Origin of the sequence: Alteromonas naphthalenivorans (assembly GCF_000213655.1) — a bacterium.
In the GTDB taxonomy this organism is placed as follows: Bacteria; Pseudomonadota; Gammaproteobacteria; order Enterobacterales; family Alteromonadaceae; genus Alteromonas; species Alteromonas naphthalenivorans.
In genome coordinates this window covers 1,795,931-1,820,287 of the sequence record NC_015554.1, presented here as the reverse complement: position 1 = coordinate 1,820,287, position 24,357 = coordinate 1,795,931, and the positions used below count along the sequence as shown (strand labels likewise).

Genomic DNA, 24,357 nt, shown 5'->3' with positions numbered 1-24,357 from the left:
TCCCTAAAATTTAATTGTCTGAAAACAAAAACGCTTAGCGTTTACCTTCTCGTCGTAACGCCTGAGGCGTAAACTCTACGTCTCTTGGACGAATCGAGAAATCATACATTTTTTCTTCGTTATCTAGACCAATGGCCAAGTAACGGCGAGAGTTTAAGTCGTAATAGGTATCTAGGGTTGACCACTGTGTTGGTACTTCATAGTAGTTCACTCCATAAGCTACACCAACACGGTACAACTCACCACGATTATCATACATATCAGCAACTTGAATTTGCCAGCTATCTTCATCAATGAAGAATACACGTTTTTGATAAATGTGACGGAAACCTTCTTTCAACGTAGCTTCAACCACCCAAACACGGTGTTTTTCCCAGCGCGTTAAATCAGGGTTAACGTGGTTAGCATGAAGAATTTCATCGTAACTTACATTATCTGAATGCAGAGCATAGTTATTATAGGCTACGAACATCTCTTTCTTGCCAACGAGTTTCCAGTTATAGCGGTTAGGAGAACCATTAAACATATCGAAATCGTCAGTGGTACGTAAACCATCTGCCGCTGTTCCTGGCGTATCATAAGCAATGTTAGGGGCTAAGCGTACACGGCGCTGACCAGTATTATAAGTCCAGGCTTTACGTGGCTCTTTAACTTGGTCTACGGTTTCGTGTACTAGCAAAGCAGTACCTGCCAAACGTGCTGGCTTAGTCACTTTTTGCTTGAACATGAACAAGATATTGTCTTCAGTTAGCTTTTCAGGTGTAGCCCCTTCTTCAGCATACTTAATCATTAACTGTTCATCAAAACCGATGACGTTGTAATCACCTGAAGTGGTTACCGCAGCTTGTCCACCATTACGTTCAACTGCCGCACCGCGATAGCGCAAAATGTGGTTCCAAATCGCTTCCATACCGGTTTTAGGCATGGGGAAAGGAATACCTAACACAGCGCCTTTTATGCCGTTTCCGTCATCAAGTAATTCTGCGCTAGTCGCATTAACCTTAGTCGCATCATAAATAGCTTGCGGGTTAGATGCTGAACGGCGGGTTTGATACACCGGCATGCGGTAAGTATCAGGGTACGCTTCGAACAACTTTTTCTGACCTTCAGAAAGGAAATCAGCATATTCTTTATAATTCGATGCTGTTATCTCAAACAACACTTTATCGCCTGGATACGGGTTCGGATGGTGATCGCCTACCGAATAGCCTTCAGGTGCTGATGTAATACCACCCGTCCATGCGGGAATGCTTCCGTCAGCATTCGCTGCTTGTATAGCGCCCATAGGCGTTAGTTCACCGCCTAACTTCTTGGCATCTTCTTCAGAAACCTTAGCGTGAACACTTGCACCTGTTAGCGCTATTGAAAGCGCTGCGGCAATAATTCCTATTTTTCTAATCATATACATCACTCTTTAGATTGAATACTTGATGTTAAACGAAATAAAATCTCTGTCTGACAATGCATTAGTGGTACCAATACCACCCCAGAATGCACTATATGAAGCTGTTGCTGACCACTTGCTTAAGTAGTCGAACGTTAGCGCCAGTGCCGCAGATTTAACATCTTCAGTGAAAACATAAAGAGGGTCTGGTGTTGTACCCTCTACATCGTGAGAGAACGTAGCACGGGCTCGAAGGTTAACGCCCGCCATAATATCGTTCCAATCAGCAACGGCCAGTAGTCGATAACCCCATGCGTCATCAGTGGCAAACGGGTTAGTTTCTGGACCGTCGGAAAGACCAACGTGAAGCCCTTCACGGCTATTTCCATCGGCTGTCGGTTCAAGTGAAGGTGTACGCGCTGTACCCGGAGCATTCAAACGAATCACGTCTGGGTCTGGCATATCAACAATGTTCACATAACCTAGCTCACCTAAAAGCACGAAGTTATCTGCGCCAAACTTAGGGCCATACACATGTGAAGCGGTTAATTGCATCTGCCAAGTGTCTGAGAACAAGAAGCCTTCAGTTGTTTCACCTGGTCCTACCGCTCGGCCAATATTGTTTAATTGCGATATACCTTCTAAATCTGGGCGAAGGCCTGCATTAGCCAATTGTTCAGGCATACCCATATAGAGTAGCTCAACATCGTCAATTTGCAGCGGTTCATCAACACGGTAAGCAAATTCACCGGCTAGCGCGGTAGTGCCAACGTTGGTGTTAAAACTCACCCCGTATAACTTAATGTCTTCTGGATAATAAAACTCAGATTGGGTGAATGCACCCAGCTCAGTAAGGTTATCGCGCGTCACTTCGTTAGTTGCAATGAAGGCTAAGTCTGACGCAATACCTTCGGCGGTAAAGTCAGACGTTACACCAGAGATAAGTGGACGTTGGCTATGGTAGTTAATGTGGTAGAAACTGATTTCAGATTCGTTCAATGCCTCAGCAAACCACGTAACACGTAAACCGTATTGACCTTGGTCGTCGGCATCTTTATGCGCCTCATCTGAATAGCCACGAATAGCCACTTTAGTAGGGTATGCTAAGTAGGCAGAGGCAATATCAGCAGAATTACCGCCAGCACGTAACAAATCACCGTAGCCATTAAGTGCAGTTAACAAGTGATCTAAATCGATATCAGGGTTACCACTGAAACCTAGCTGGATGTTTTGACGTTGACCGCCCTCACCTGCAAAGTCATTACCCGCGAAGTAACTACCAGATACAGGCAACCAACTGCGTTCCCATTCATATTGATAGTAACCAGATACACTTAATGTATCGCTTAGTCCCAATGAGGCGTAAACCATGCCCACTGGAATAAATACTTCTTTAAGTTCCGCACCTGGTGCACGAGCACGAGTAACGTCTACTGGGTTTGTTGTGTTGATACCATGTTGAATAAAGGTACTTTCACCCCAGCTGATAACTTGGCGTCCGACTCGAAGTGTTAGAGGTTTGTCACCAATCCACCAATCTCCATAGAAGAAGGCATCATAAAGACGCACATCATTACACAATAAATCTTCTGCTTCTGGATCTTGGCAGTGATCATATTGAACACCGGTAATGGCATTTGAATTAGGACGGTCACCATCCATTTGTTCAAAGTCGTAAAACCAGAAACCACGTGCGAAGAAACCAAAATCGCCAAAGTTAATATCTAGCTCATGGTTTCCTGAAATTTGTGTTGCAAATGCATCACCTGGGTCGTGAGATAGATTTCCTAAGTCGCCATTGGTCGAATAACCGCCGTCAGCTAACGCCCAAACGTCGCTACTAGGATAAAGTGGATTGAATGCAGCATGGTAACCTGACCAATCAAACTGTGCGTGATTACTGTTTCCGATAAGACTGTAATCTCTAGATTCAGTACGAATACTCGTGGCAGCAGTGATTGTAGAATCAAGAGAAATGCTAACGTCTCCTACTTGCCAATTAGCGGCATTAGCAGGAAGTGCGGCAGCACCCAATAGGGTTAGCACACCTACAGCAACAGGTGACATCTTAAAAGCGCGAGGCCTATTTATCATATTTTTATACTCCCTAGTCGACGCACAAGGCTGCGTGACATCGTGATCAACCATAACGATTAACAAAATGATTACATCATTTTGCCACTTTCGCAAGAAGTAATCGTACCAGTTAACAAAATTTACAACATTAATCGTATCAAATAGTTATTGCTTTGTGGGGACTATAAAAGCAACTTATCCGAAAGGTGTAAGTAATTGGCGGGATCGTAAGAATTTACGCGCAAAAAACGACCACAGGTAAAGATTGGAAGTGCTAGCGTAACCTTTCGAAGGCTTTAATTTTGTTGTTGGCGTCTACAACCATGCGAAAACGACCGACAACACCTTGGGAGGTAATGAACTGTTTTATTCTGGTAGAGGGGACTTGTACGCTAGTGCCATTTTCGGCCACCATAACAACGGTAGGCACAGCACCAGAGTACAGTGCCTCACATTGAATGTAAGGCACGTTGACTGAAAAGTAATAAACGGTATCAGTGGCTTGAATGGTTGTCATACGCCAAACTTTTGCTCACTTTCTCAAACACATCTTTGCTTAAGCCTTTGTGGTTTAACAATCGACCTAGCTGTGCTTTCATCAACACTTGATGGGGTTCTGCAAAACCTTGCCATTGTATCAGAGGGGTCACTATCCGTGCGGCAACTTGCGGGTTAATAGCATCTAGCTTGATAAGATAGTCGGTGACAAACTTATACCCTTCCCCATCTAAACTATGGAAACGTTCGCTGTTATAGAATGCGAAACTGCCTATTAGTGAACGTACGCGATTAGGATTACCCATACTAAATTGAGGGTGCTCGTTTAACATGGTAATGGTAGCCAGTATGTCCTCGCGTGGCTGGGTTGCATGTAAGGCAAACCATTTATCTAGCACTAAGGGGTTATGACGCCATTTTTCTTCAAACTTAGCCATCAAGCTTTCAAACGCTTCAGATGGTAGTGACTGGGCGGCTTTTAAAGCACCTAGCGTGTCAGTCATGTTGTCCGTGTTATCGAACTGCGATATCACCAAGTCCTTGTGCTGTGGTAAGCGTGCCAAATGAGACAGCAGTACATTTTTACAGCGACGAGCATTAACGGCATCTTGCTGATAGCTATAGGCCTGTGTGGCGATACCGTTAAACGCGTTAAGGAGCACGTCTTCTAGCTGTGTAGAAAACTGACGGCAAAACGCATTTCGTGCCTCTATGAGTGGCTGCACATTAATATCGCTTCGAGACTGACACAAGGTTTCAAATGAAGGTATCACTAAGCATTCACTTAAAAGCTCAATGTTACTTATTTCACTGTCTATTGCAGAGCGAATACCCGCCCAAATGCCACTGTCTATCGTAGCAGTAGCGTTTTCATATAACTCACTAATACAGCGGTTATACAAAGATTGCATGGCATCCCAACGATTAAACGCATCTTGGGAATGGGTAAATATAGTGAGTAATGAAGCGGTGTCGAGCTCATTGTGTACTTTTACAGGAGCAGAAAAGTTACCAAGAAGTACCGGAGTCAACTTCTTCGTATCACACGTGATGGTAATCGTGATTTCAGGCGCATCTAGTATCAAAAGATCGTTCTGAATAATACCACTGTCATCACGGTACCGATTACCGTCTTCATCGATAACTTCAAAACCTACAGGAATATACAGAGGAAGCTTTTCGTTTTGATCTGCTGTACTAGGCGTATTTTGCGTTACGGTGAAAGTATGTACATATCCCGTATCGTGTTTGATTACATTGTGAGCAAGGGATACTTGCGGTGTACCAGATTGACTATACCAGCGAGAAAACTGAGTAAGATCTAACTCGGTAGCCGATTGCATGGCTGAAACAAAATCATCACACGTCACTGCTTGGCCGTCATGACGACGGAAGTATTCGTCCATTCCTTTTCTAAAACCTTGGGGCCCTAAAAGGGTATGGAACATGCGAATAACTTCTGCGCCTTTATCGTACACGGTCACCGTATAAAAGTTATTCATCTCAATAACTTCTTCAGGGCGAATAGGATGGCTCATCGCGCTGGCGTCTTCTGCAAATTGATGCTCGCGCATCACACGCACGTGTTTAATACGGTTGCTTAACGGCGATGTCATGTCAGCACTGAATTGCTGATCGCGAAATACGGTTAGCCCTTCTTTTAAACTAAGCTGGAACCAGTCTCTACACGTTACCCGGTTACCAGTCCAGTTATGGAAATACTCGTGAGCGATAACAGCTTCTACATTAAAAAAATCATCGTCAGTGGCTGAGTCTTGGTCGGCCAATACAAATTTACTGTTAAATACGTTCAGGCCTTTGTTTTCCATTGCGCCCATATTAAAGAAATCAACGGCCACAATCATGTAGATGTCGAGGTCGTATTCGAGCCCGAACACGTCTTCATCCCATTTCATGGCTCGCTTCAATGAATCTAACGCGAAGGTACCTTGAGATTTCTTACCTTTATCAACATAAAGCTCTAGCGCCACCTCTTTACCGCTTGTGGTGGTATAGGTATCGGTCAATAAATCAAAATCGCCTGCTACTAACGCGAATAAATAACAAGGTTTCGGATGAGGGTCGTGCCACGTAACGAAATGCGTACCATCAGGATTTTCGCCACGTGCTACAGGGTTACCGTTAGATAACAACATGGGAAACGATTTATCCCCTATTACCTTCACCGTATACACTGACAAGACATCAGGTCTGTCTAGAAAATAAGTTATACGCCTGAAACCTTCTGCTTCACACTGCGTGCAGTATGCACCGCCGGAAAGGTACAAACCTTCGAGTGCTTTGTTGTTTTCTGGGTCGACATGATTTTCAATTTCTAACTCAAAATCATCCGCATCGACATCTAGCGAAAGCGTTTCGTCATTTTGTGTAAAGTTGGTGAAAGGTTTACCGTTAATATGTATAGAAACTAACGATAATTTCTGGCCGTCTAAAACAAGTGGCTGTCTTTTGTGGCCGCTATTTGCATCAGCGCTTTCCACTGAGTTTTTACCCGTATCGGTAACAAGCGTACGCTTAACGCTAAGTTTACTTTTGACCACGGTTTTTGTTGGGTGTAAGGAAATAGTCAGGTCGACTAACGGGATAGAAAAAGCGGGCGGAAGATAATCCGCCCGACGTTTAGCTGTAACTGACATAGAGTCTCCTAAAACAGAAAGTCTACGCAACTATTATTGGTTAGCTTCGCCAGGTTGCTTTGCATAATCTGGAGGTGTTAGGCGAAGAATTTTAATTCCTAAGTAGGCGTAGATAATAGCAAGAATTGGGTTTATTACGTTAAAGAACGCATAGAAAACATAGTCGAATGGGTTAACCAACAGCACACTGTGCATGTAGGCACCACAGGTGTTCCAAGGAATAAGTGGCGACGTTAAGGTTCCACCATCTTCCAGACTTCGAGATAGATTTAACTGGTGTAAACCGCGTTTTTCGTACTCTTCTTTGTACATGCGCCCAGGCATCACGATAGAGATATACTGATCGGCCGTTACCAAGTTAGTCGCAAAACAGGTAAGAATAGTTCTGCTTACCATATCACCGGCCGACTTAGCCCCTAATAAAATGGCGGATACTGCGCGTTTCAATAATCCTACTCTTTCAAGTACCGCACCAAACGACATGGCACAAATAATTAACCAAATCGTATTGAGCATAGACGACATACCGCCTCGTGAAAGCAAACTATTCAAGTTTTCATCAGGCGTTGAGAAGCTCACGCCATCAAACAAGGCCGTCCAAACAACTTTTAACGCTCCGATACTAGCGCTATCGTCAGGGCTAGCCATGCTAGCAACTACATCGCTTTGAAACAACACAGCCCATACTGCACCTAATAATGCGCCAATAGACACGGCAGGAAACGCAGGCACTTTTTTAACCGCAAGGGTTAGTAATACAACAAGGGGAACCAATAAATACCAGCTTAAATCGAAAGACTCATTCAATAACAACTGCATTTGTTCGATGCGATCTGCTTTAGCATCGCCACTTTCACTAAAGCCCAATATTACAAACAAAATAAGCGCCAGAATAAAGCTAGGTACGGTAGTCCAAAGCATGTAACGAATGTGTTCAAATAAATCAGTTCCTGCCACGGCAGGGGCTAAATTGGTTGTTTCAGAAAGCGGAGAAATTTTATCGCCGAAGTAAGCGCCAGATACAACTGCACCGGCAGTAATGGCCGCAGACATATCCATACCCGCAGCAACGCCCATAAGCGCTACCCCCACGGTGGCCGCAGTAGTCCAAGAACTACCAATACTCATGGCAACCACAGCGCAAATCAAGCACGCAGCGGCATAAAAGAATGAAGGGTTTAATAATTCTAAACCGAAATAAATAAGTGTGGGTACGGTACCAGCCAACATCCAAGTACCAATAAGCGAACCTACTGCCAATAGAATTAAACACGCACCGAGGGACATTGAGATACCATCGACAATACCTTTTTCGATGGTCTTCCAGCTGTAACCGTTTTTCATGCCAATAATGGCAGCAAGCCCCATGGCCAGTAATAAGGCAATTTGGTTAGGGCCATATGATGAATTATCGGCAAATAAATAAACCGCACTCCCCATCATCAGCACTAAGGCTACAATGGGGATCATCGCGTCAAATAATGAAGGTTCTTTCAATTCTTTAGTTGTTGTCATTTTTATTATTCTTAAGCCTTAAATCAAAAAACTGAGCGGTAAAACATGAGCGCAATAATAACCGGGCAAACGAAGCGTACATACCAAGGCCAAATCTTCCAAAACAAACTCTGTTCTGCGTTTGCGTCGCCTTCTTTAAGTTCTGCAAGTATGGTATCTCTGCGCCACACCCATCCGGCAAATATACATAACACTAAACCAAGTAGTGGTTGACTGTACTCCGTGGTGAGAGCAATAACGAACCCAAACAGTGCATTAAAATTTAGAATAATGATGCAGCTAAGTACAAAGATAATAGCCGCCATTAACACTACTGCTTTTTTACGCACTAAGCCCCTGCTTTCCACCATGTAAGCCACAGGTACTTCAAGCATTGATATTGAAGAAGTAACGGCGGCTATCGCCATTAACGCAAAGAAAGTAAATGCAACAAACACACCTACACCACCAATTGTATCAAATAAGGCAGGCAACACTTTGAATATAAGCGAGTCACCTTGAATTAAGGCCCCCTCTGGCGTAAAGATTTCTACACCATTATGCAGCGCTACGTACATAGCGGGAATAATTAGCATGCCGGCAATAACGGCTACGCCGATATCTACTAATGCAACGGAAGCACCAATGGTGGGCAAATTTTCTTTTTTGCTTAGGTATGAACCGTAAACGAGCATAGTCCCCACACCCAATGACATAGAGAAAAAAGCTTGGCCCATGGCATCAATTAATAAGTCGGGGTCGAGAATACGTGTAAAATCAGGCACCAAATAAGCGCTCCAGCCATCAGAGGCACCAGGCTGCAAACTGACATAAACGATAAGGGCAAGAATAAGCAGCACCAGTGTGGGCATCAATCTTACCGACCATTTCTCAATGCCGGACTTTACACCACCCACAACGATAAAAGCTGTTAACGCCATGAAAATAAAGCAGAAAATAATGTTACGCGTAACTGAATATGTAAGCAACCAATCACTTGCAGACTGTAGTCCCACCATATTGACGGCAGAATCAGCAAAATAAACCAACATCCAACCGCCCACAATAGCGTAAAACGCCAGTATAAGTGAGACCGTAATACAACCCCAAATTCCGGTTGCACGACCAATGAAGCTTCCAGAAATATTGCCTAGCGCGTCCACCATATTAGAACGAGAGCTTCGCCCAATGATGAGTTCGGCCATAAGAACGGGATATGCAAGAACAAATGCGAGAAGTAAATAGACAAGAACAAATGCAGCACCGCCATTCGTTGCCACTTTGGTGGGGAAACCCCAAATATTACCGAGCCCAACCGCTGAACCCGCTGCTGCGAGCACGAACCCGATTCGAGAAGAAAACTCGCCTCTGATAGCCATGTGATTTCCCTTTATTTATTATTGTTGTATAGGTATATCAGACACAAAAAAAGGGCTGGCCATTGACCAGCCCTCTGTCATCAACCTTTAGTGTGTTATTGCGTATCTGCCTGTTTCAATCATATCAAAAGTAATATTGGCAGCTTCATCTAAGAACGGATCTAACTCTTCCATATCTTCAGGTAGGTCATCAAGTGTTTTGACTAATTCTTTACCCATACGCTGTAAACGTTCATTGGCTCTTTCGAGTGCTTTTTCTTCAGCTTCTTTTTTATCTGATTCACGTTCAGATTTTACCAATGAAATAAAGTTCTTATCTTTATTTTCTTTGTACTCAACAATATCCTCGTGGATATAAGAAAACTCAGGATCTTGCATAATACGTTTATTGTGTTTCGCAGTTAATACGTCTAATGCAGCCTGTCCGTCAGCAAACGTTGTGTAATTTGCGCGGTTAATGCTGTCCCAAGGTAATGCGTTATCCTGTTGGCTCTCGCCCCAATCAGCTGGTTCAATTGCTGAAGGATAAAGAATATCTGGCACTACCCCTTTGTGCTGCGTACTTCCGCCGTCAATACGGTAGAACTTAGCGATGGTGAACTGCACGCTACCTAGTGGGTTGTCGTACAAGTCATAAATTTTACCTAAACCACGGTGTTGTTGAACAGTCCCTTTACCGAAGGTTTGCTCACCAATAATTAACGCGCGATTATAATCTTGCATTGCTGCGGCGAAGATCTCTGACGCCGACGCACTGTAGCGGTCTACTAAAACCGTTAATGGGCCATCGTAAGAGACTTTTCCATCGGTATCGCGATCAACGCTTACTTTAGTTTGGCCGTAACGAATTTGTACCACGGGTCCTTTTTCGATGAAAAGGCCGGTAAGTAATGTTGCTTCTGTTAAAGAACCACCACCATTTCCGCGTAAATCTACAATAATACCTTTAACGTTCTGCGCTTTAAGGCTGTTTATTTCCTTTTCAACATCAGCGTGTAGGTTGTTGTAGAAACTAGGAATAGTAATAACACCTAAAGGCTGATTCGCATGAGGTCCAGTTTCAGGCGTGTAAACCTCAGACTGAGCAGCTCGGTCTTCAAGCTTAATTTTGTCGCGAGTAAGGCTAACTACAGACATCGTTTTTGCATCAGTCGCGCCTTTTTGAACTTGTAAGCGCACCGCGCTGCCTTTCGGCCCTTTGATAAGCTCTACAACTTCATCTAAACGCCAGCCAACGACATCAACGAACTCTTCGTCTTCTTGAGCAACACCAACAATTTTATCTTCCGGCTTTAACGCGCCAGATTCATCAGCAGGGCCACCAGGTACTACGCTTTTGATAACGGTGTAATCTTCTTCGCTTTGAAGTACCGCACCAATACCTTCAAATTCCAAATTCATTTCCATTTGGAATCGGTCAGCATTGCGTGGTGAAAGATAACTAGTATGAGCTTCGATGGTGCGCGCAAATGCATTCATAGCAATTTGAAAAACATCTTCGCTTTTAGTTTGCTTAGTTCGCTTAATAGAACGTGTGTAGCGTTTCTCCAGAAGCTCTTTTGCTTCTTCCCACGTCTTGTCAGCAAGAATAAGATTTAACGCATCATACTTAACACGTTGACGCCAAATCTCATCTAATTCATCTTTGCTAGTAGGCCATTCGGCTTCTTCGCGATCGTAATAAAATTTGTCATCAGCTTTTTCAAAATCAAAAGGCCCTTTCTCCAGCATAGCCAGTGCAAACTCATAACGCTCAATACGGCGTTGTGCGCTTACATTGTACATGTCGTACGCAACAGAAAGGTTACCCTTACTCAACGCATCATCAAAAGCATTGCGATATTTTTCGAAACCCACCACATCAGACAATAAAAGGACTTGCTTGTTGTGATCTAAAGATTCAATGAAGCGCTGATAGATACGTGCTGATAACACATCATCCAACGAAATTTCTTTATAGTGAGCGCGAGTAAATAACGCACTTACGCGTTTAGCAGCAACACTATGCTGTGTCTCTTGCTGAAGAACGGGTAGTTCTTCAACATCGGGGGTTGTGGTGACTGCACCAGCGCCTACCCCAACGGTAAGAAATGCACTAGCAATGGAAATTCGAAGGATATCTTTCATATTTACGACCTCTTGGAGCGTGCCAAACGTAAAGCATCTGCATTTACTTTTACCACCATACCTGAGTCTAACTGAACATGAATACCGTCTTTAGCAATTTCGGTAATAACGGCTGGCATAGGTGTTTTACCTAATTTAACCGTTACGTTTGTACCTTGTTGCATATCGGCATCAGTCAATTTAGCCGGTGGTGTCTTAGTTGGTCTCTGAATTTTCGGTTTAGTTCCCTGCTGGCCTTCTTTGTTGCTGCCTGCAGGTGTAGAACCTGAAGATTTCGGACGTGCAAATTGACGTTTTTCTTTCTTTTGAGGCTGCTGAGCTTGCTTAGCTTTGCGCTTTTCGGCGGCTTTCGCTTTGCTTTCTTCTAGCTGCTTCTGTGCATGATCGGCATGCTCTTTTTCAATGGTTTCCCCTTCAACACCATCTAAGTCGACACGGTTAGCGCCTTCTTTGATGCTGTAGAGATAACGCCAGCTATTTGTATAGTGACGAAGTGTAGAGCGGAGTAGTGTTTTACTCACTCGTTCTTCGCTTTCTAAACGCTGGGCTAAATCTTGAAAGATGCCGATCTTAAGTGGTAGGGCTTCGCCTTCAATACTAAAGCATTTAGGGAAGGTCTCGGAAAGGAAAGCGATAACTTCCTTACTGCTAGTAAACTTTTCTGGTGATTCCATTAAACTTTCTAAATTATTCAAGAGATTTCTTCATTACTCTCATCATCCCAAGTTGCCAGCGCGTGGTCAACCCAATCGAGTAATTCGTCATCATCAATTTCTAATAAATGTTTATCTTGTTGCCAAGACTCCCAACCGTGTTGCAATAATTGTTCAAGCCGATGGGTTTCAATATCTTCATCGGCTCTATCATAAATTGCGTGAAGTACGAAATTCAATCGTTCTGACGCTTCATCAGGGTCATCGTGATTGTCTTCCATATCTTCATAAGTAGATAGTACTACATGGATGTCAACGTTGTATTTCATAACGATTGCTGAGATTCAATAAGTATATCGGCTATTTTACACAACCCAAGCTCATCTTGCTCGTCGAAACGAGAAAATTCTGGGCTATCGATATCTAAAACACCAATTAGTTCGCCATTTACTACAAGAGGAATGACGATTTCGGAGTTAGAAGCGGCGTCACAGGCAATGTGGCCAGAGAAGCCGTGAACATCTGCAATACGCTGTACTGTGCGGGTTTCAGCGGCAGTACCACACACCCCCTTCCCCATAGGAATACGGATGCAAGCGGGTTGTCCTTGAAAAGGACCCAACACTAACTGCGCTTCTTTATAAAAATAAAAACCAGCCCAATTTACCTTATCGAGATGGTTAAAAAGTAGTGCACTGATGTTTGCCATGTTGGCAATGACATCGTGCTCACCAGCAACCAGGCTTTTCGCCTGGCTTATTAACTGGGCGTATTGTTCTTCTTTCAAACGGTTACCCTGCTATTGAATAATAGTGAAACTAACGTTTATGCGCGCTTCAACCGTTTCTTGCCCTGGTAAAGAAACAGACATTTCTTTGGCAAACGCATCTGCACGCATAACTGGAACGGGCATATTGCCACCAGATTCAGAGATTGCAACTACTTCGCCCACTTCAACGCCTAATTCCTTCGCTAAAAGTGCCGCTCTTGCCTTTGCATCCTTCACCGCTGCAACTAATGCAGTTTGGTATGCGTTGGTTTGCGTTGTACTAACAAACGAGAATTGTTGAATGCGGTCAACGCCACGGCCTAGCACCCCATCCAATACTTTATCATAGTTTTCGATATTGGAATCAGTCACTGATATTTCGCGACTTAACGTAAACCCTTCTTGTACTCGGCCATTAGGACTGTTCACATAGCGTGGGGTTAAACGAACTTGCATAGATTGAATGTTATTGCGCTCAATACCCTGTTCTAGCAGAAAGCTAACAACAGCGCGCAAATCGGAAGCAAGGGTCGTGTTAAGCTTACCAACGGTTTCGCCCTGTTCTTCAATAACAAAGGTGACTGAATATGCATTAGGCGTGACTGACATAGCGCCTGTGCCTTGAACATGGATAAGTTGTTGCTGAGGCTGAGCCATTGATGCCGTACTAAGCATTGTAGCAACAATGCCCGTTAATAATATCATCGGTGATAAGCGCTTGCCTGTGGCAGTACGTTTAAGAGGCATCGCTAGTTTACTGATTGAATTCATTAAAAACTCCGTGTTTATTATCATTAGTTCAGGCAAATCATAAGTAACGGTAAGTGAACGTATTATGAACCGCAACTAAATCATTCATAAAACAGGCGAGTTAACTGATACGTCAGTTTTAATAAAAAGCGTTTAACTTTTTTTGCTTTATAGGCTTACCCAATGGCGATAATAAAAAGTGGGCCCGATGGCCCACTTTTGATGTGTCGTAAACTTATGCCCTAATCTGTATTTTTTATTTTAGTACTTTTTGTAACGATGTAAGGCAATGATCGATATTGCGTGGTTTACACGCATAGCCCATTAATCCAATGCGCCATACTTTACCAGCAAACTCACCCAAACCAGCACCAATTTCTAAATTGAAATCGTTAAGTAGTCTTGCGCGAACTTCAGCGTCATTAACACCGTCTGGAATGTTCACTACATTGAGTTGAGGTAGGCGATATTCAGCATCTACGGCAAGTGAAAGACCTAAGCCTTCGAGTCCAGCCACCAGCTCGTTATGCCCAGTTTGATGGCGTTGCCATGCGTTTTCTAAGCCTTCTTCTTTTAAAATAAGTAGGGCTTCATAAAATGCATACATACTGTTTACCGGTGCAGTATGGTGATAAGCACGCTTAGCCCCTTTCCCCCAATACCCCACAATTAAGTTCATGTCTAAAAACCAGCTTTGCACTTTGGTTTTGCGGTTTTGAATAACATGCACTGCACGGTCGCTGAACGATACGGGTGAAATTCCTGGTACACAGCTTAAGCACTTTTGTGACCCCGAATAAATGGCATCAATGCCCCACCCGTCTACGTCTAGCTCAATACCGCCTAAAGAGGTTACGGCATCGACTATCGATAAACAGTCGTATTGTTTTGCAAGTTCACATAACCGTTTTGCATCGTTTCTCACACCGGTTGAGGTTTCTGCATGTACGAAAGCCAGCACTTTAATATCGGCCTCTTTTTTAAGTGCATCTTCTACCGCGTTCAAATCGGTTTGCTTGCCCCAATCGTTTTTAATCACGATAGCTTGACCGCCACATCGTTCAACATTTTCAACCATACGGTTGCCGAACACGCCGTTGATGCACACCAATACTTTATCACCTGGCTCCACAAGGTTAACAAAGCAGGCTTCCATCCCGGCGGATCCCGGGGCTGAAATAGGCATTGTTAATGCGTTTTCAGTTTTAAATGCGTATTGAAGCAGCTGTTTGGTAGCATCCATAAGCTCGATAAATAGCGGATCTAGATGACCAACAGTTGGCCTAGCAATAGCGTTAAGAATACGAGGGTTTACGTCTGAAGGACCAGGCCCCATTAATGTGCGCTCAGGCGGAAGAAAAGTGGAATGCGTTTGCATATCAGTCCTTAACAATAATAGTAACAATAGCGTACCTGCATTCTTACAATCTTAACGGCTGGGTACAACAGCTTGTTATGAACATAATTAACATGAATGGAATCACTTCACCCCATAACAAAGTGAACATTGAGCAAGATGTGGATAACCCGTGCGTATCATGAGGATAAAAGCGTTGAAAAAAAATCAGAAACTCCGACCAGTAAAAAGCCTATGATTTTTCAGAAGTTATTATCATTTTATTTAGATTAAGGGGTCTGTAAAATAAATTTCACAATGTTTAGTTTATAAAATGAACAAATATGGACTATAGTTATTGTCCGTCTGAAAGAATTTGCATGCACTTCTCCCTTGCAATAGTTAGCGCACGGCTCAGCAATGAGCCATTCCCCTATGCCCAGAACCTATGTTCTGGGCATTTTTTATGGGACAGGTATAACTTCCTTTGACCAAACGCTCTGCAATAAAGCGCTGAAATGAAGCGCAGGAATACAACGACATAATGGAAGTGGCAAGAATAATAGCGGTTAGCGGTTATTCCTACATAAGACATGATAATTTGGCTTGCGCATACTGATTAAACTTCAGAAAGGTGCTTATTGTAATGCGTGGCATTATGCGCATAGTGCGCTGCAGATGCTTGAAGCTTTTCCTCTACACTGCTATCGAACTGCTTTACCACTTTTCCCGGTGATCCCACCACTAAGCTGTAGTCTGGAATTTCCATATTTTCGGTAATTAACGTATTAGCGCCAATAATGCAGTACTTGCCAATTTTCGCGCCATTTAACACCACCGCGTTGATACCAATTAAGGAGTAGTCACCTACGGTGCAGCCATGCAACATGACTTTGTGACCCACGGTTACGCCTTTACCTAACGTTAGAGGAATGCCCGAGTCGGTATGAAGCACACTACCATCTTGTACGTTCGTGAGCTCCCCTACCGTAATCGCATCCATATCTGCGCGAATGACCACATTAAACCATACACTGCTATGGGGCTTTAATATCACGTTGCCAATAACATGTGCGCCGGGGGCAACATAACTGGTGCTATCACACTTGGGCGTTAACGTATCAAGAGAATATTGCATAAGCGTTCCTTGTTAATATTTTTATAGTTGGCTCAAAATACAGTGTTGATATGTTGTTAGTCGACATCGACTTGTCGCATTAAGCCTTCTTGCGTAGCAGAGGCTACCAGCTCACCTTGTTGAGTGAAAATCTGACCTCTCACCAAACCTCTTGCTCCGCCACTAAACGGACTTTCCATTACATATAATAACCATTCATTCATATTAACGGGGCGGTGAAACCACATCGCATGATCGATAGTCGCAATACGTAGTGATTTGTCGGTGACTGAAATTCCGTGAGGCTGTAGTGACGTGCTTAAAAAGTGGTAATCAGAAGCATACGCTAATGCCGCTTGTTGCAGTGTAATCTCTGGAGCAAGCTCATTCCTTGCTTTCATCCAAATATAGCGTTTAGCCGGTTGGCGATTAGACTGATAGGAATTCGCCGCACCAATAGTACGGATATCTACCGGGCGATGATAACTTAATGCTTCTCGCATAGGACGGGCAATTTTGTCGAAGTTCTTTTCATAAAACTCGATATCAGACTGCACTTCTTGTGGCGGTGGTACGTCAGGCATATCCGCTTGCTGGTGATGCATTCCTTCTTCTGGCACTTGGAACGATGCTGTCATGTAAAAGATGTTTCGACCATCTTGAATTGCTTTTACTCTTCGGGCAGAAAAGCTACGACCATCTCGCACTACTTCTACATCGTAGACCACAGGTTTCTTTGCATCGCCGGGTAGCAAAAAGTAAGTATGGAACGAATGGGCAACACGGTCTTTGTCTACCGTTTCATAAGCCGCAGCTAACGCCTGCCCCAAAACTTGACCACCAAATAATGCGCGAAAGCCTAAATCCCAACTTTGTCCGCGATACAAACCCGCTTCAACAGTTTCTAATTCAAATAACGAAGATAATTTAACCTCAGGCATGCTTTTCTTTCTCTTGTTGCTCAGCGTTCGGGTTTCTTGGGTAGTATTTTTCAGGTAAATACGCCCTATGCTCAAAAAATCGCGTGTCTTTATAGGGTAACTTCATAAAGCCTGAAATGCCTAGCCCTTTTATTGACGGCACATGTTCAACTAACTTGGCTAATAATTCAGAAAACCTATCTTGCTCGTGATGATTGAGCAATGTGTAATAACTATGAATCTTTAAATGGGTACTTAAGGCTTCAAAGATAATACAGCCAGTGTGATGAATCGTATTCAGCTCTTTAATAATTGTAATAATAGGCTCAGGTAATTTCAAAAGCTCATCTGGATCGTCGCCATCCTCAAAGTAAGAATGGGTTCTAGATTCATCTTGTGCCACCGATGCGCGGGACAAATCAAACGGTATTACGCATTTAGATGTTGGTACAAACGCATCGTTCTCGGTTTCTCGTTCGATATGCAGCGTGTTTTTAGCGTTAAACATGCAGCATTTAAATACCCCAGGCTTATGAATAGCGCGTGCAAGGTTAATCACGTTGTTAACCGCAAGTTCGAAAGCTGTTTTTAATGCCGCGTCGTGTAGATTTAAACTGGAGTCTACATAAACGCCGTTTGGCTCCCAGCGAATTGCCATACCACCAACAACGGGATACCGGCCAAGACGACTAATTGCCGACACAAAGGCTTTTTCGGTATCGCCCATGCCTTGCAAAAAGTTTTTGTAATATCGATCGAACTGGGCATCATCGATATACCGTAATGAAGCATCTTCTAATACCGATTGCTGGCGCAAATAAGATTTTCGAGAGCTGTAAACAACGGTTTCAATGTCATCTTGCGATGGCGTAACCCACGTAGGAATACTCGGTACATACTGCAAAACGGTGTCTTTAGAAAACACCATGTGTTTTAGCACGTGCAAATTATTGAAGAAGTAATCTCCTCCTTGTTGCCTTTTCTTTGGGTCGTCACTGAGCATGTATTCTAATATGCTTGCTAGCATTTTTGGCAAGCCTAACGATGAAGGGCGAATAACCTGATGGCCATACCGACATGATTGCCCAGATGCTAAAGCATATAGCGTGCTTGCCATACCTTGCTCATCGAAGCGTGGTGATGATAACGCCCCATTTAACTGCTCTTCTCCAATAAAATAAACATCACCTAATCGGGCGTTTGTTTGGTGAAGCTCGCTAGACATCAAATCCATCACATTGTTACTGGTGTACTGACCATTTTCATCTACTTGTGCAAACACAGATGAGCCCCAATCGATAAGCCCAATGCTCTCTGTAGATTCGTCCCATACCAAGTTAGAAGGTTTAATATCGCCATGAACGATAGGTTTGGCATTGCCATTTTGCGTATGCTGCCGAAAACACTGCAACAAATCACCAAGCTGTACCGCTATTTTCACTATGATCCTTGGCGGCAGTGGCCCACGAGCCAAACTTACTTTTTCAAGATCGTCGCCAGGGGCACGGCCCATCACCAAAATAGATTGTTTACCTATTTGCTGATATTCAACCAATGCAGGCACATAAGGATGAGATACTTGAGATAGCATAAAGGCTTCTTCCTCAAGCCGTTCTTGTACATGCTGAGGAAGATTTATTCGAGAAAACTTAAAGACGTGTTCTTGAGCGATTGAGCTTTGACTAAAGCTTGAACCTGAGCCTGGGTTTTGATTGGGCGCGGTACCTGCAAATGCAAAACCAAACGCCCCTTTTCCCAATAGGGAGATATTGCGATAACCTAAACTAGCTAACTGGTCGATGCACAGTGCTACCCAATCCTTGAGCTTTTTAGCATCAGCATGCGAGAGCAAATAAATAGACTGCTCATCGGGTATATAAAAATGCGTTAACCCTTTTACCTGAGACATGCCAATTGCCTACCTCTTTTTAATGTTTACGCTTATGTGTTTTAACTCGTTTTCGGTATTCGTTTATAAGTACAAGCTAAAGGGATTACTCTTCAGTAGTTAGCCATGTCAATGTGTACGCAGCGTTACTTCCTAATAACGGCGTGATCTCATCAAGGGCTTCACGCATACTGACATCAAGTTGCCAAGGTGGATTGATGACACATAAGCCAGAACCGTACATGCCAGCATCGGCGGTATTTTCTTCAACGGTAAGTTCAATAATGAAACAAGGCTTACCTAGTGCTGATAACGACTGACACATTTGCTGGCTAGCCCCACTTTTAGCCCCAGCTCTCTGTGATAGTAACGGATACCACACTACCATTTGCGCTTGCTGCCAACGTGCTAATACTTTCTTCACCGCACTGACTACATCTTGGTATTCAGAAAGCTTCTCGTAAGGCGGATCTATTAATACCGCGCCACGATTAGGTGATGGTGGCGTCAGTGCAATTAAGCCTTCGTAACCATCCCTGTGATGAACATGGCTCTGGCTATCGCCAATTTGCCACATGGCATCATCAAGTTTTTCGTGTTCAGCTGGATGTAACTCCATAAGATGCAACACATCGATATCACGTTTTAGTTTGGCGCTAATAGCCGGTGAACCCGGGTAACATCTATCACTTAAAAACCCGTTACATAGCGACAAATAGGATTGCAACAAAGGCGAATTTGCCGATAGGTTTGCCACTTTATCTACACCAGACTCATACTCTTTATTTTTGGATGCTAAAGCATCATCGAGCTGATAAAGCCCAGCACCACTATGTGTATCATAGAGGGTGAAAGGCTTATTTTTTTTCTTTAGATGGCTTATTACGCCCATCCAACAAAGATGTTTGATAACGTCGGCGTGGTTGCCGGCATGAAATGCATGTTGATAGCTAAGCACGATATACCATGAGTTGACGCGCAAACTGCGCAGGAAATTGTAGTTTAGCAGTCAATAATAACGCTTGGCCTAACATCCACACAAGCCCGACAACCCAGTTCCTTGCAATTAACCGCGATATAAAAAAGCTTCCCATCAATAAGCGCTCTGTAATTAAATTCAAAGCACTTGGATCAAACCATTTTGATATTAGTGTTCACATTTAAATAATTATCAATCACTAGGCTGTGGGCCTACCGCCCACGTTAAAAATACCTATCGCTATTTCAAGTGCATTAGCATGGTTTCTGGCTCCTCGATGAAGCTAGACCAGAGATTATTGAAGCGAACCATAGTGGCACCATCAATAATGCGGTGGTCGCCAGACCAATTCACCATCATAATACTGTGCGCTTCAACGCTACCGTCAGCGGCAAAGCGAGGAAGGGTTTGCGTTTTGCCCAGCGCGACAATAGCAGCTTCTGGCTTATTAATAACCGGTGTAGCTGTAATGCCACCAATAGCGCCAATATTTGAAATGCTGATAGTGCCACCTTTAAGTGCATCCCCGCTTAATTTACCTTCTCGAGCTTGCTCGATAGTGGTATGCATTTGCTGGGCGATATCAAACAAAGAAAGGTGTTCTACGCCTTTAACATTAGGCACTAAAAGACCAATTTTAGCGTCAACAGCAAAGCCGATATTATGGTGATTAAAATAAGTAAGCTCAGTGCCATCTTCGTTTAATTGGCTGTTAATGATGGGAAATTCTTTTAACGCCAACGACAATGCTTTTACAAAAAATGGCATAAAGCTAAGCTTTATTCCTTTTGCTTCAAACATAGGTTTTAGCGACTGTCTTAACGCAATTAGCTTATCCATCCTAATTTCATCGCTCACCGTAAAGTGAGGAATGGTATTTACTGACGCCACCATTTGTTTTGCCATAGCGGCCCGAATGCCTCGTACTTTTTCGGTATAGCTTGCTTCGCTTGCTGTGTTATTCACTTTAGAGCGCGACATATTGTTAGCCTCGCCCATGGCATTTGACATAGTGAAGCTTTCATCGGGGCTTTCACCAGAGCTCTCACCGGGGCTTTCATCAATGTTTGCGCTTACGCCGGTCGCGCTAGCATGGCTGACATCATGTTTTAAAATACGGCCTTTTTTGCCACTCCCCGCAACGGCAAGTAAATCAATCTCGTGCTCTCTTGCAATACGACGTACTGCAGGGCTTGCCAGTACTTTTCCTGGTATAGCGATAGGAGGCTCAAAATCCCCATCTTGCCATTTCTCATTAATGGCCGCGTTCCCTTGCTCACTGGTATTATTGTTTGCAGGCGTTGCGCGATGGTTTGTATTTTCGTTTACTTTTTGTTCTTTGCCTGCTTGCTCATCTGTAGCGACAGCCGTTGGGTCTTCGGCGCTATTTAGATGGCTTTCGCTAGCGCTTTCATCAGTATCAAGGGCAAATAGTGGGCTATGCACTTCTGCAATATCGCCTTGTTTATAATAAAGCTTATGTACCGTGCCTGAATGCTTAGCAGGAATTTCTACCACAGCCTTATCTGTCATTACCTCAACCACACTTTGGTCTTCAGCAATAACATCCCCTTCTTTCACATTCCACTTGACGATTTCGCACTCAACAATACCTTCGCCAATATCAGGTAAAATAAAATCAATATTCATATTATTGGCTCCCTTTTAATAATGTAATGAGCGCTTGATAGCTTCGTAGGTTTTAGTTTCATCAGGCATATATTCGGTTTCATGAGCAAGTGGATAAGGTGTATCTAAACCACAAACACGCGTAATAGGCGCTTCTAGATACAAAAAGCATTTTTCTTGGATAGTGGCGGTAATTTCGCTGGCGAAGCCGCCAGTGAGCGGCGCTTCATGATTAATAAGAAGTCGACCGGTTTTCATAACCGAACTGATGACTGCTTCGGCGTCCCACGGTAAAATTGAGCGCAAATCGATAATTTCACACGACACGCCATCATCTAGCGCCATTTCAGCTGCTTTCTGCAAAATCTCAATTTGTGCCCCCCACCCTAATAGGGTGATATCTGTGCCCTCTTGTACTAAATCGGCTTTACCGAGAGGCAGTTCATAATCTTCTTCAGGTACATCGGCAATAGACGCGCGATATAAACGTTTTGGCTCAAGAAACAGCACCGGGTTTTTATCACGAATAGACGCTAGAAGCAGACCTTTAGCTTGGTAAGGGTCTCGTGGAATAACCACTTTTAAACCTGCGCAGTGGGCGAAAAATGCCTCTGGCGATTGGCTGTGGTAATGACCACCCGATATACCGCCACCATATGGCGTGCGTATGGTAAGGCCGCCAACATCAAATTGGCCGCCTGAACGATAACGCCATTTGGCCGTTTCATTTACGATTTGATCGAACGCGGGGAAAATGTAATCACCGAACTGAATTTCAGCAACAGGGAAAGCGCCTTGTGATGCAAGCCCGTTTGCGAATCCAATAATGCCCTGTTCGGTAAGCGGCGTATTAAAACACCTGCCTTTGCCAAATTTTTCTTGTAGATGACTGGTAGCTCTAAATACCCCACCAAAATGGCCAACGTCTTCACCAAACACCATGACTTTTTCTTCGGCTGTCATGGCAGTAATTAACGCGTTGTTAATTGCCTGTAGTAAGTTCATTTTAGCCATTAGCGAACACTCCCAGACGTTTTAGGATATTTTTTAGGGTATTGTTTAATATGAGCTTTTAGCGAAGTAAGCTGATCTTGTAAATGCCAGGGTACACTGTCATAAACATCTTCAACTATTTCCTCTATGCCGCAAATAGGAATGGTTTCACTGACTTTCAGCGCCGCGAGCACGTCTTGACGCGCTTTATCTACCTTGGCTTTATTTTGCTTTTCATCAAACCAACCTTTATGGGTGAGCCAATTCGCCATTCGGGCGATTGGATCTTTTGCGCGCCATTTATCTTCTTCATCTCTAGAACGATAGCCCGTGGGATCGTCAGACGTAGAATGCGCAGCAAGTCGGTAAGTCATGGCTTCTATTAATACCGGGCACATTTCTGCTAACGCTATACGGCGTGCTTCCTGCGTCGCGGCGAATACCGCTAAAGGGTCATTACCATCGACCCGAATCGTTTTTACCCCATAGCCAATTCCGCGTGATGCAATACCATCACCAGCAAATTGTTCTTCTGACGGCGTTGAAATGGCATACCCATTATTACGACAGAAAAAGATAACCGGGCAATTAAGTACCGCAGCCATATTTACGCCTGCATGGAAATCCCCTTCCGAAGCTGCGCCTTCGCCAAAGTAACAAATAGTGACGGCTTCATTACCTGCCATTTTCTGCCCGTAGGCATAACCTGATGCTTGTGGTATTTGGGTTCCTAATGGAGACGATATAGTCATAAAATTCAGCGCTTTATCACCATAATGGATAGGCATCTGCCTTCCTTTATTGGGGTCGGCTTTATTGCTGAACATTTGATTCATGAATTGATCAGTTGTATAGCCTCTAAAAGCAAGTGCACCCTGTTCACGGTATTGACTCATGATCATGTCATGGGGAGATAACGCCGCTGCACTAGCAACGGCAGCGGCTTCTTCACCAGTACTTGCTAAATAGAAGCTAATTCGACCTTGGCGCTGCGCCGCCACCATTCGCTCATCGAGAATTCTGATGTATTCCATGGTGTCGTGAATTTTTAACGCCAGGGTTTGGTCAAGCTCTGGAAGCTGTGCGTTTTCATGCTCACTTCCATCTGATTTAAGCAATTGAAGCATGGGAATATCAATTAACCCGTTGCCGATAACTTCAACCCTGTTTGTTGTTTTAATTTTTCCGAGATGATTTCTATCTTCCACAATAATCTCCCTGCAATTTGAAGGATTCGAAAGCGAGATTGCTATGTTCACTATGCTAGTGGAAGTATGTTGGTGGCGTTGTGCTATTTCAGCAGTGCTTTATTAACTAAATATGATGAAAATTCTCAATATCTAATTTTAGTAGTATTGATATCCTAATAATCACCAAGAATGTTAAATCGATGCAAATAAAAGGATAAATATAAAGTACTAAATTGTAAAAATAAGCTTAGATTAGCGTAAGAGGTTGGCTGATAGGCCTTGAAATTGCGGTCATACAGTCAAATTTTCATCCTAACTTTTTAGCGAATATCAAATTAAAAAGTATGACTAAATGTAACAATATGTGTAATTCATATTAATGTTTAATATTCATTACAAAGTGAAAAAAATTGTGCTAGAAATATTATTGTCATTGTTATGACAATAAAAATTGGATCAACAAAGCCAATAAAAATAAGAAATTTCATCCATCCAGGGAAAATCCCAAAAACAGGCCG

At 43.4% G+C, this 24,357-nt stretch carries 19 protein-coding genes; all 19 read right to left on the bottom strand.

What is annotated here, in order from left to right; genetic code table 11:
- Positions 1-34: 34 nt before the first annotated feature.
- Entirely contained in the window at positions 35-1,402 is a 1,368-nt protein-coding gene (locus AMBT_RS07835) for a DUF1329 domain-containing protein (protein ID WP_013784077.1), read from the bottom strand.
- A gap of 12 nt (positions 1,403-1,414) precedes the next feature.
- Positions 1,415-3,478 (bottom strand): DUF1302 domain-containing protein, encoded by a 2,064-nt coding sequence (locus AMBT_RS07830; protein WP_013784076.1) that lies wholly within the window; start codon positions 3,476-3,478, stop codon positions 1,415-1,417.
- Positions 3,479-3,734: 256 nt separating this feature from the next.
- Complete coding sequence (locus AMBT_RS07825; protein WP_013784075.1) at positions 3,735-3,977, bottom strand: DUF2835 family protein; 243 nt, start codon at positions 3,975-3,977, stop codon at positions 3,735-3,737.
- The gene (gene pepN / locus AMBT_RS07820; RefSeq protein WP_013784074.1) at positions 3,955-6,615 is read right to left on the bottom strand and encodes an aminopeptidase N; all 2,661 of its coding nucleotides are present in this window, start codon (positions 6,613-6,615) and stop codon (positions 3,955-3,957) included. Before pepN ends, AMBT_RS07825 begins: the two co-directional genes overlap by 23 nt.
- A 33-nt stretch (positions 6,616-6,648) precedes the next feature.
- Positions 6,649-8,130, bottom strand: a complete 1,482-nt coding sequence (nhaC, locus tag AMBT_RS07815; protein WP_013784073.1) for a Na+/H+ antiporter NhaC — start codon at positions 8,128-8,130, stop codon at positions 6,649-6,651.
- A 23-nt stretch (positions 8,131-8,153) separates the two neighbouring features.
- On the bottom strand, positions 8,154-9,488 hold the full coding sequence (locus tag AMBT_RS07810; protein WP_013784072.1) for a sodium-dependent transporter: 1,335 nt from the start codon (positions 9,486-9,488) through the stop codon (positions 8,154-8,156).
- An 87-nt stretch (positions 9,489-9,575) separates the two neighbouring features.
- Positions 9,576-11,615 (bottom strand): carboxy terminal-processing peptidase, encoded by a 2,040-nt coding sequence (prc, locus tag AMBT_RS07805; protein WP_013784071.1) that lies wholly within the window; start codon positions 11,613-11,615, stop codon positions 9,576-9,578.
- A gap of 2 nt (positions 11,616-11,617) precedes the next feature.
- Positions 11,618-12,289: an RNA chaperone ProQ gene (gene proQ, locus AMBT_RS07800; protein ID WP_041452862.1), complete on the bottom strand. Its 672-nt coding sequence runs from the start codon at positions 12,287-12,289 to the stop codon at positions 11,618-11,620.
- A 17-nt stretch (positions 12,290-12,306) separates the two neighbouring features.
- Complete coding sequence (locus AMBT_RS07795; protein WP_013784069.1) at positions 12,307-12,597, bottom strand: hypothetical protein; 291 nt, start codon at positions 12,595-12,597, stop codon at positions 12,307-12,309.
- Complete coding sequence (locus AMBT_RS07790; RefSeq protein WP_013784068.1) at positions 12,594-13,055, bottom strand: free L-methionine (R)-S-oxide reductase MsrC; 462 nt, start codon at positions 13,053-13,055, stop codon at positions 12,594-12,596. Before AMBT_RS07790 ends, AMBT_RS07795 begins: the two co-directional genes overlap by 4 nt.
- A 12-nt stretch (positions 13,056-13,067) precedes the next feature.
- Positions 13,068-13,808 (bottom strand): SIMPL domain-containing protein, encoded by a 741-nt coding sequence (locus AMBT_RS07785; protein WP_013784067.1) that lies wholly within the window; start codon positions 13,806-13,808, stop codon positions 13,068-13,070.
- Between the two features lie 235 nt (positions 13,809-14,043).
- Positions 14,044-15,165: a pyridoxal-phosphate-dependent aminotransferase family protein gene (locus AMBT_RS07780; protein ID WP_013784066.1), complete on the bottom strand. Its 1,122-nt coding sequence runs from the start codon at positions 15,163-15,165 to the stop codon at positions 14,044-14,046.
- A gap of 577 nt (positions 15,166-15,742) precedes the next feature.
- Positions 15,743-16,261, bottom strand: coding sequence for a gamma carbonic anhydrase family protein (locus tag AMBT_RS07770; protein ID WP_013784065.1), 519 nt, complete (start codon positions 16,259-16,261; stop codon positions 15,743-15,745).
- A gap of 56 nt (positions 16,262-16,317) precedes the next feature.
- The gene (locus AMBT_RS07765; RefSeq protein WP_013784064.1) at positions 16,318-17,181 is read right to left on the bottom strand and encodes an acyl-CoA thioesterase; all 864 of its coding nucleotides are present in this window, start codon (positions 17,179-17,181) and stop codon (positions 16,318-16,320) included.
- The gene (locus AMBT_RS07760; protein ID WP_013784063.1) at positions 17,174-19,069 is read right to left on the bottom strand and encodes a protein kinase domain-containing protein; all 1,896 of its coding nucleotides are present in this window, start codon (positions 19,067-19,069) and stop codon (positions 17,174-17,176) included. The genes AMBT_RS07765 and AMBT_RS07760 overlap by 8 nt, the downstream gene beginning before the upstream one ends.
- Before the next feature lie 85 nt (positions 19,070-19,154).
- The gene (locus AMBT_RS07755) at positions 19,155-20,006 is read right to left on the bottom strand and encodes a 23S rRNA (adenine(2030)-N(6))-methyltransferase RlmJ (protein WP_013784062.1); all 852 of its coding nucleotides are present in this window, start codon (positions 20,004-20,006) and stop codon (positions 19,155-19,157) included.
- A 261-nt stretch (positions 20,007-20,267) separates the two neighbouring features.
- Entirely contained in the window at positions 20,268-21,677 is a 1,410-nt protein-coding gene (locus tag AMBT_RS07750) for a 2-oxo acid dehydrogenase subunit E2 (protein ID WP_013784061.1), read from the bottom strand.
- Positions 21,678-21,692: 15 nt separating this feature from the next.
- Complete coding sequence (locus AMBT_RS07745; protein ID WP_013784060.1) at positions 21,693-22,670, bottom strand: alpha-ketoacid dehydrogenase subunit beta; 978 nt, start codon at positions 22,668-22,670, stop codon at positions 21,693-21,695.
- A complete protein-coding gene (locus tag AMBT_RS07740; RefSeq protein ID WP_013784059.1) occupies positions 22,670-23,857 on the bottom strand; it encodes a thiamine pyrophosphate-dependent dehydrogenase E1 component subunit alpha in 1,188 nt (395 codons plus the stop codon). The genes AMBT_RS07745 and AMBT_RS07740 overlap by 1 nt, the downstream gene beginning before the upstream one ends.
- Positions 23,858-24,357 lie beyond the last annotated feature (500 nt).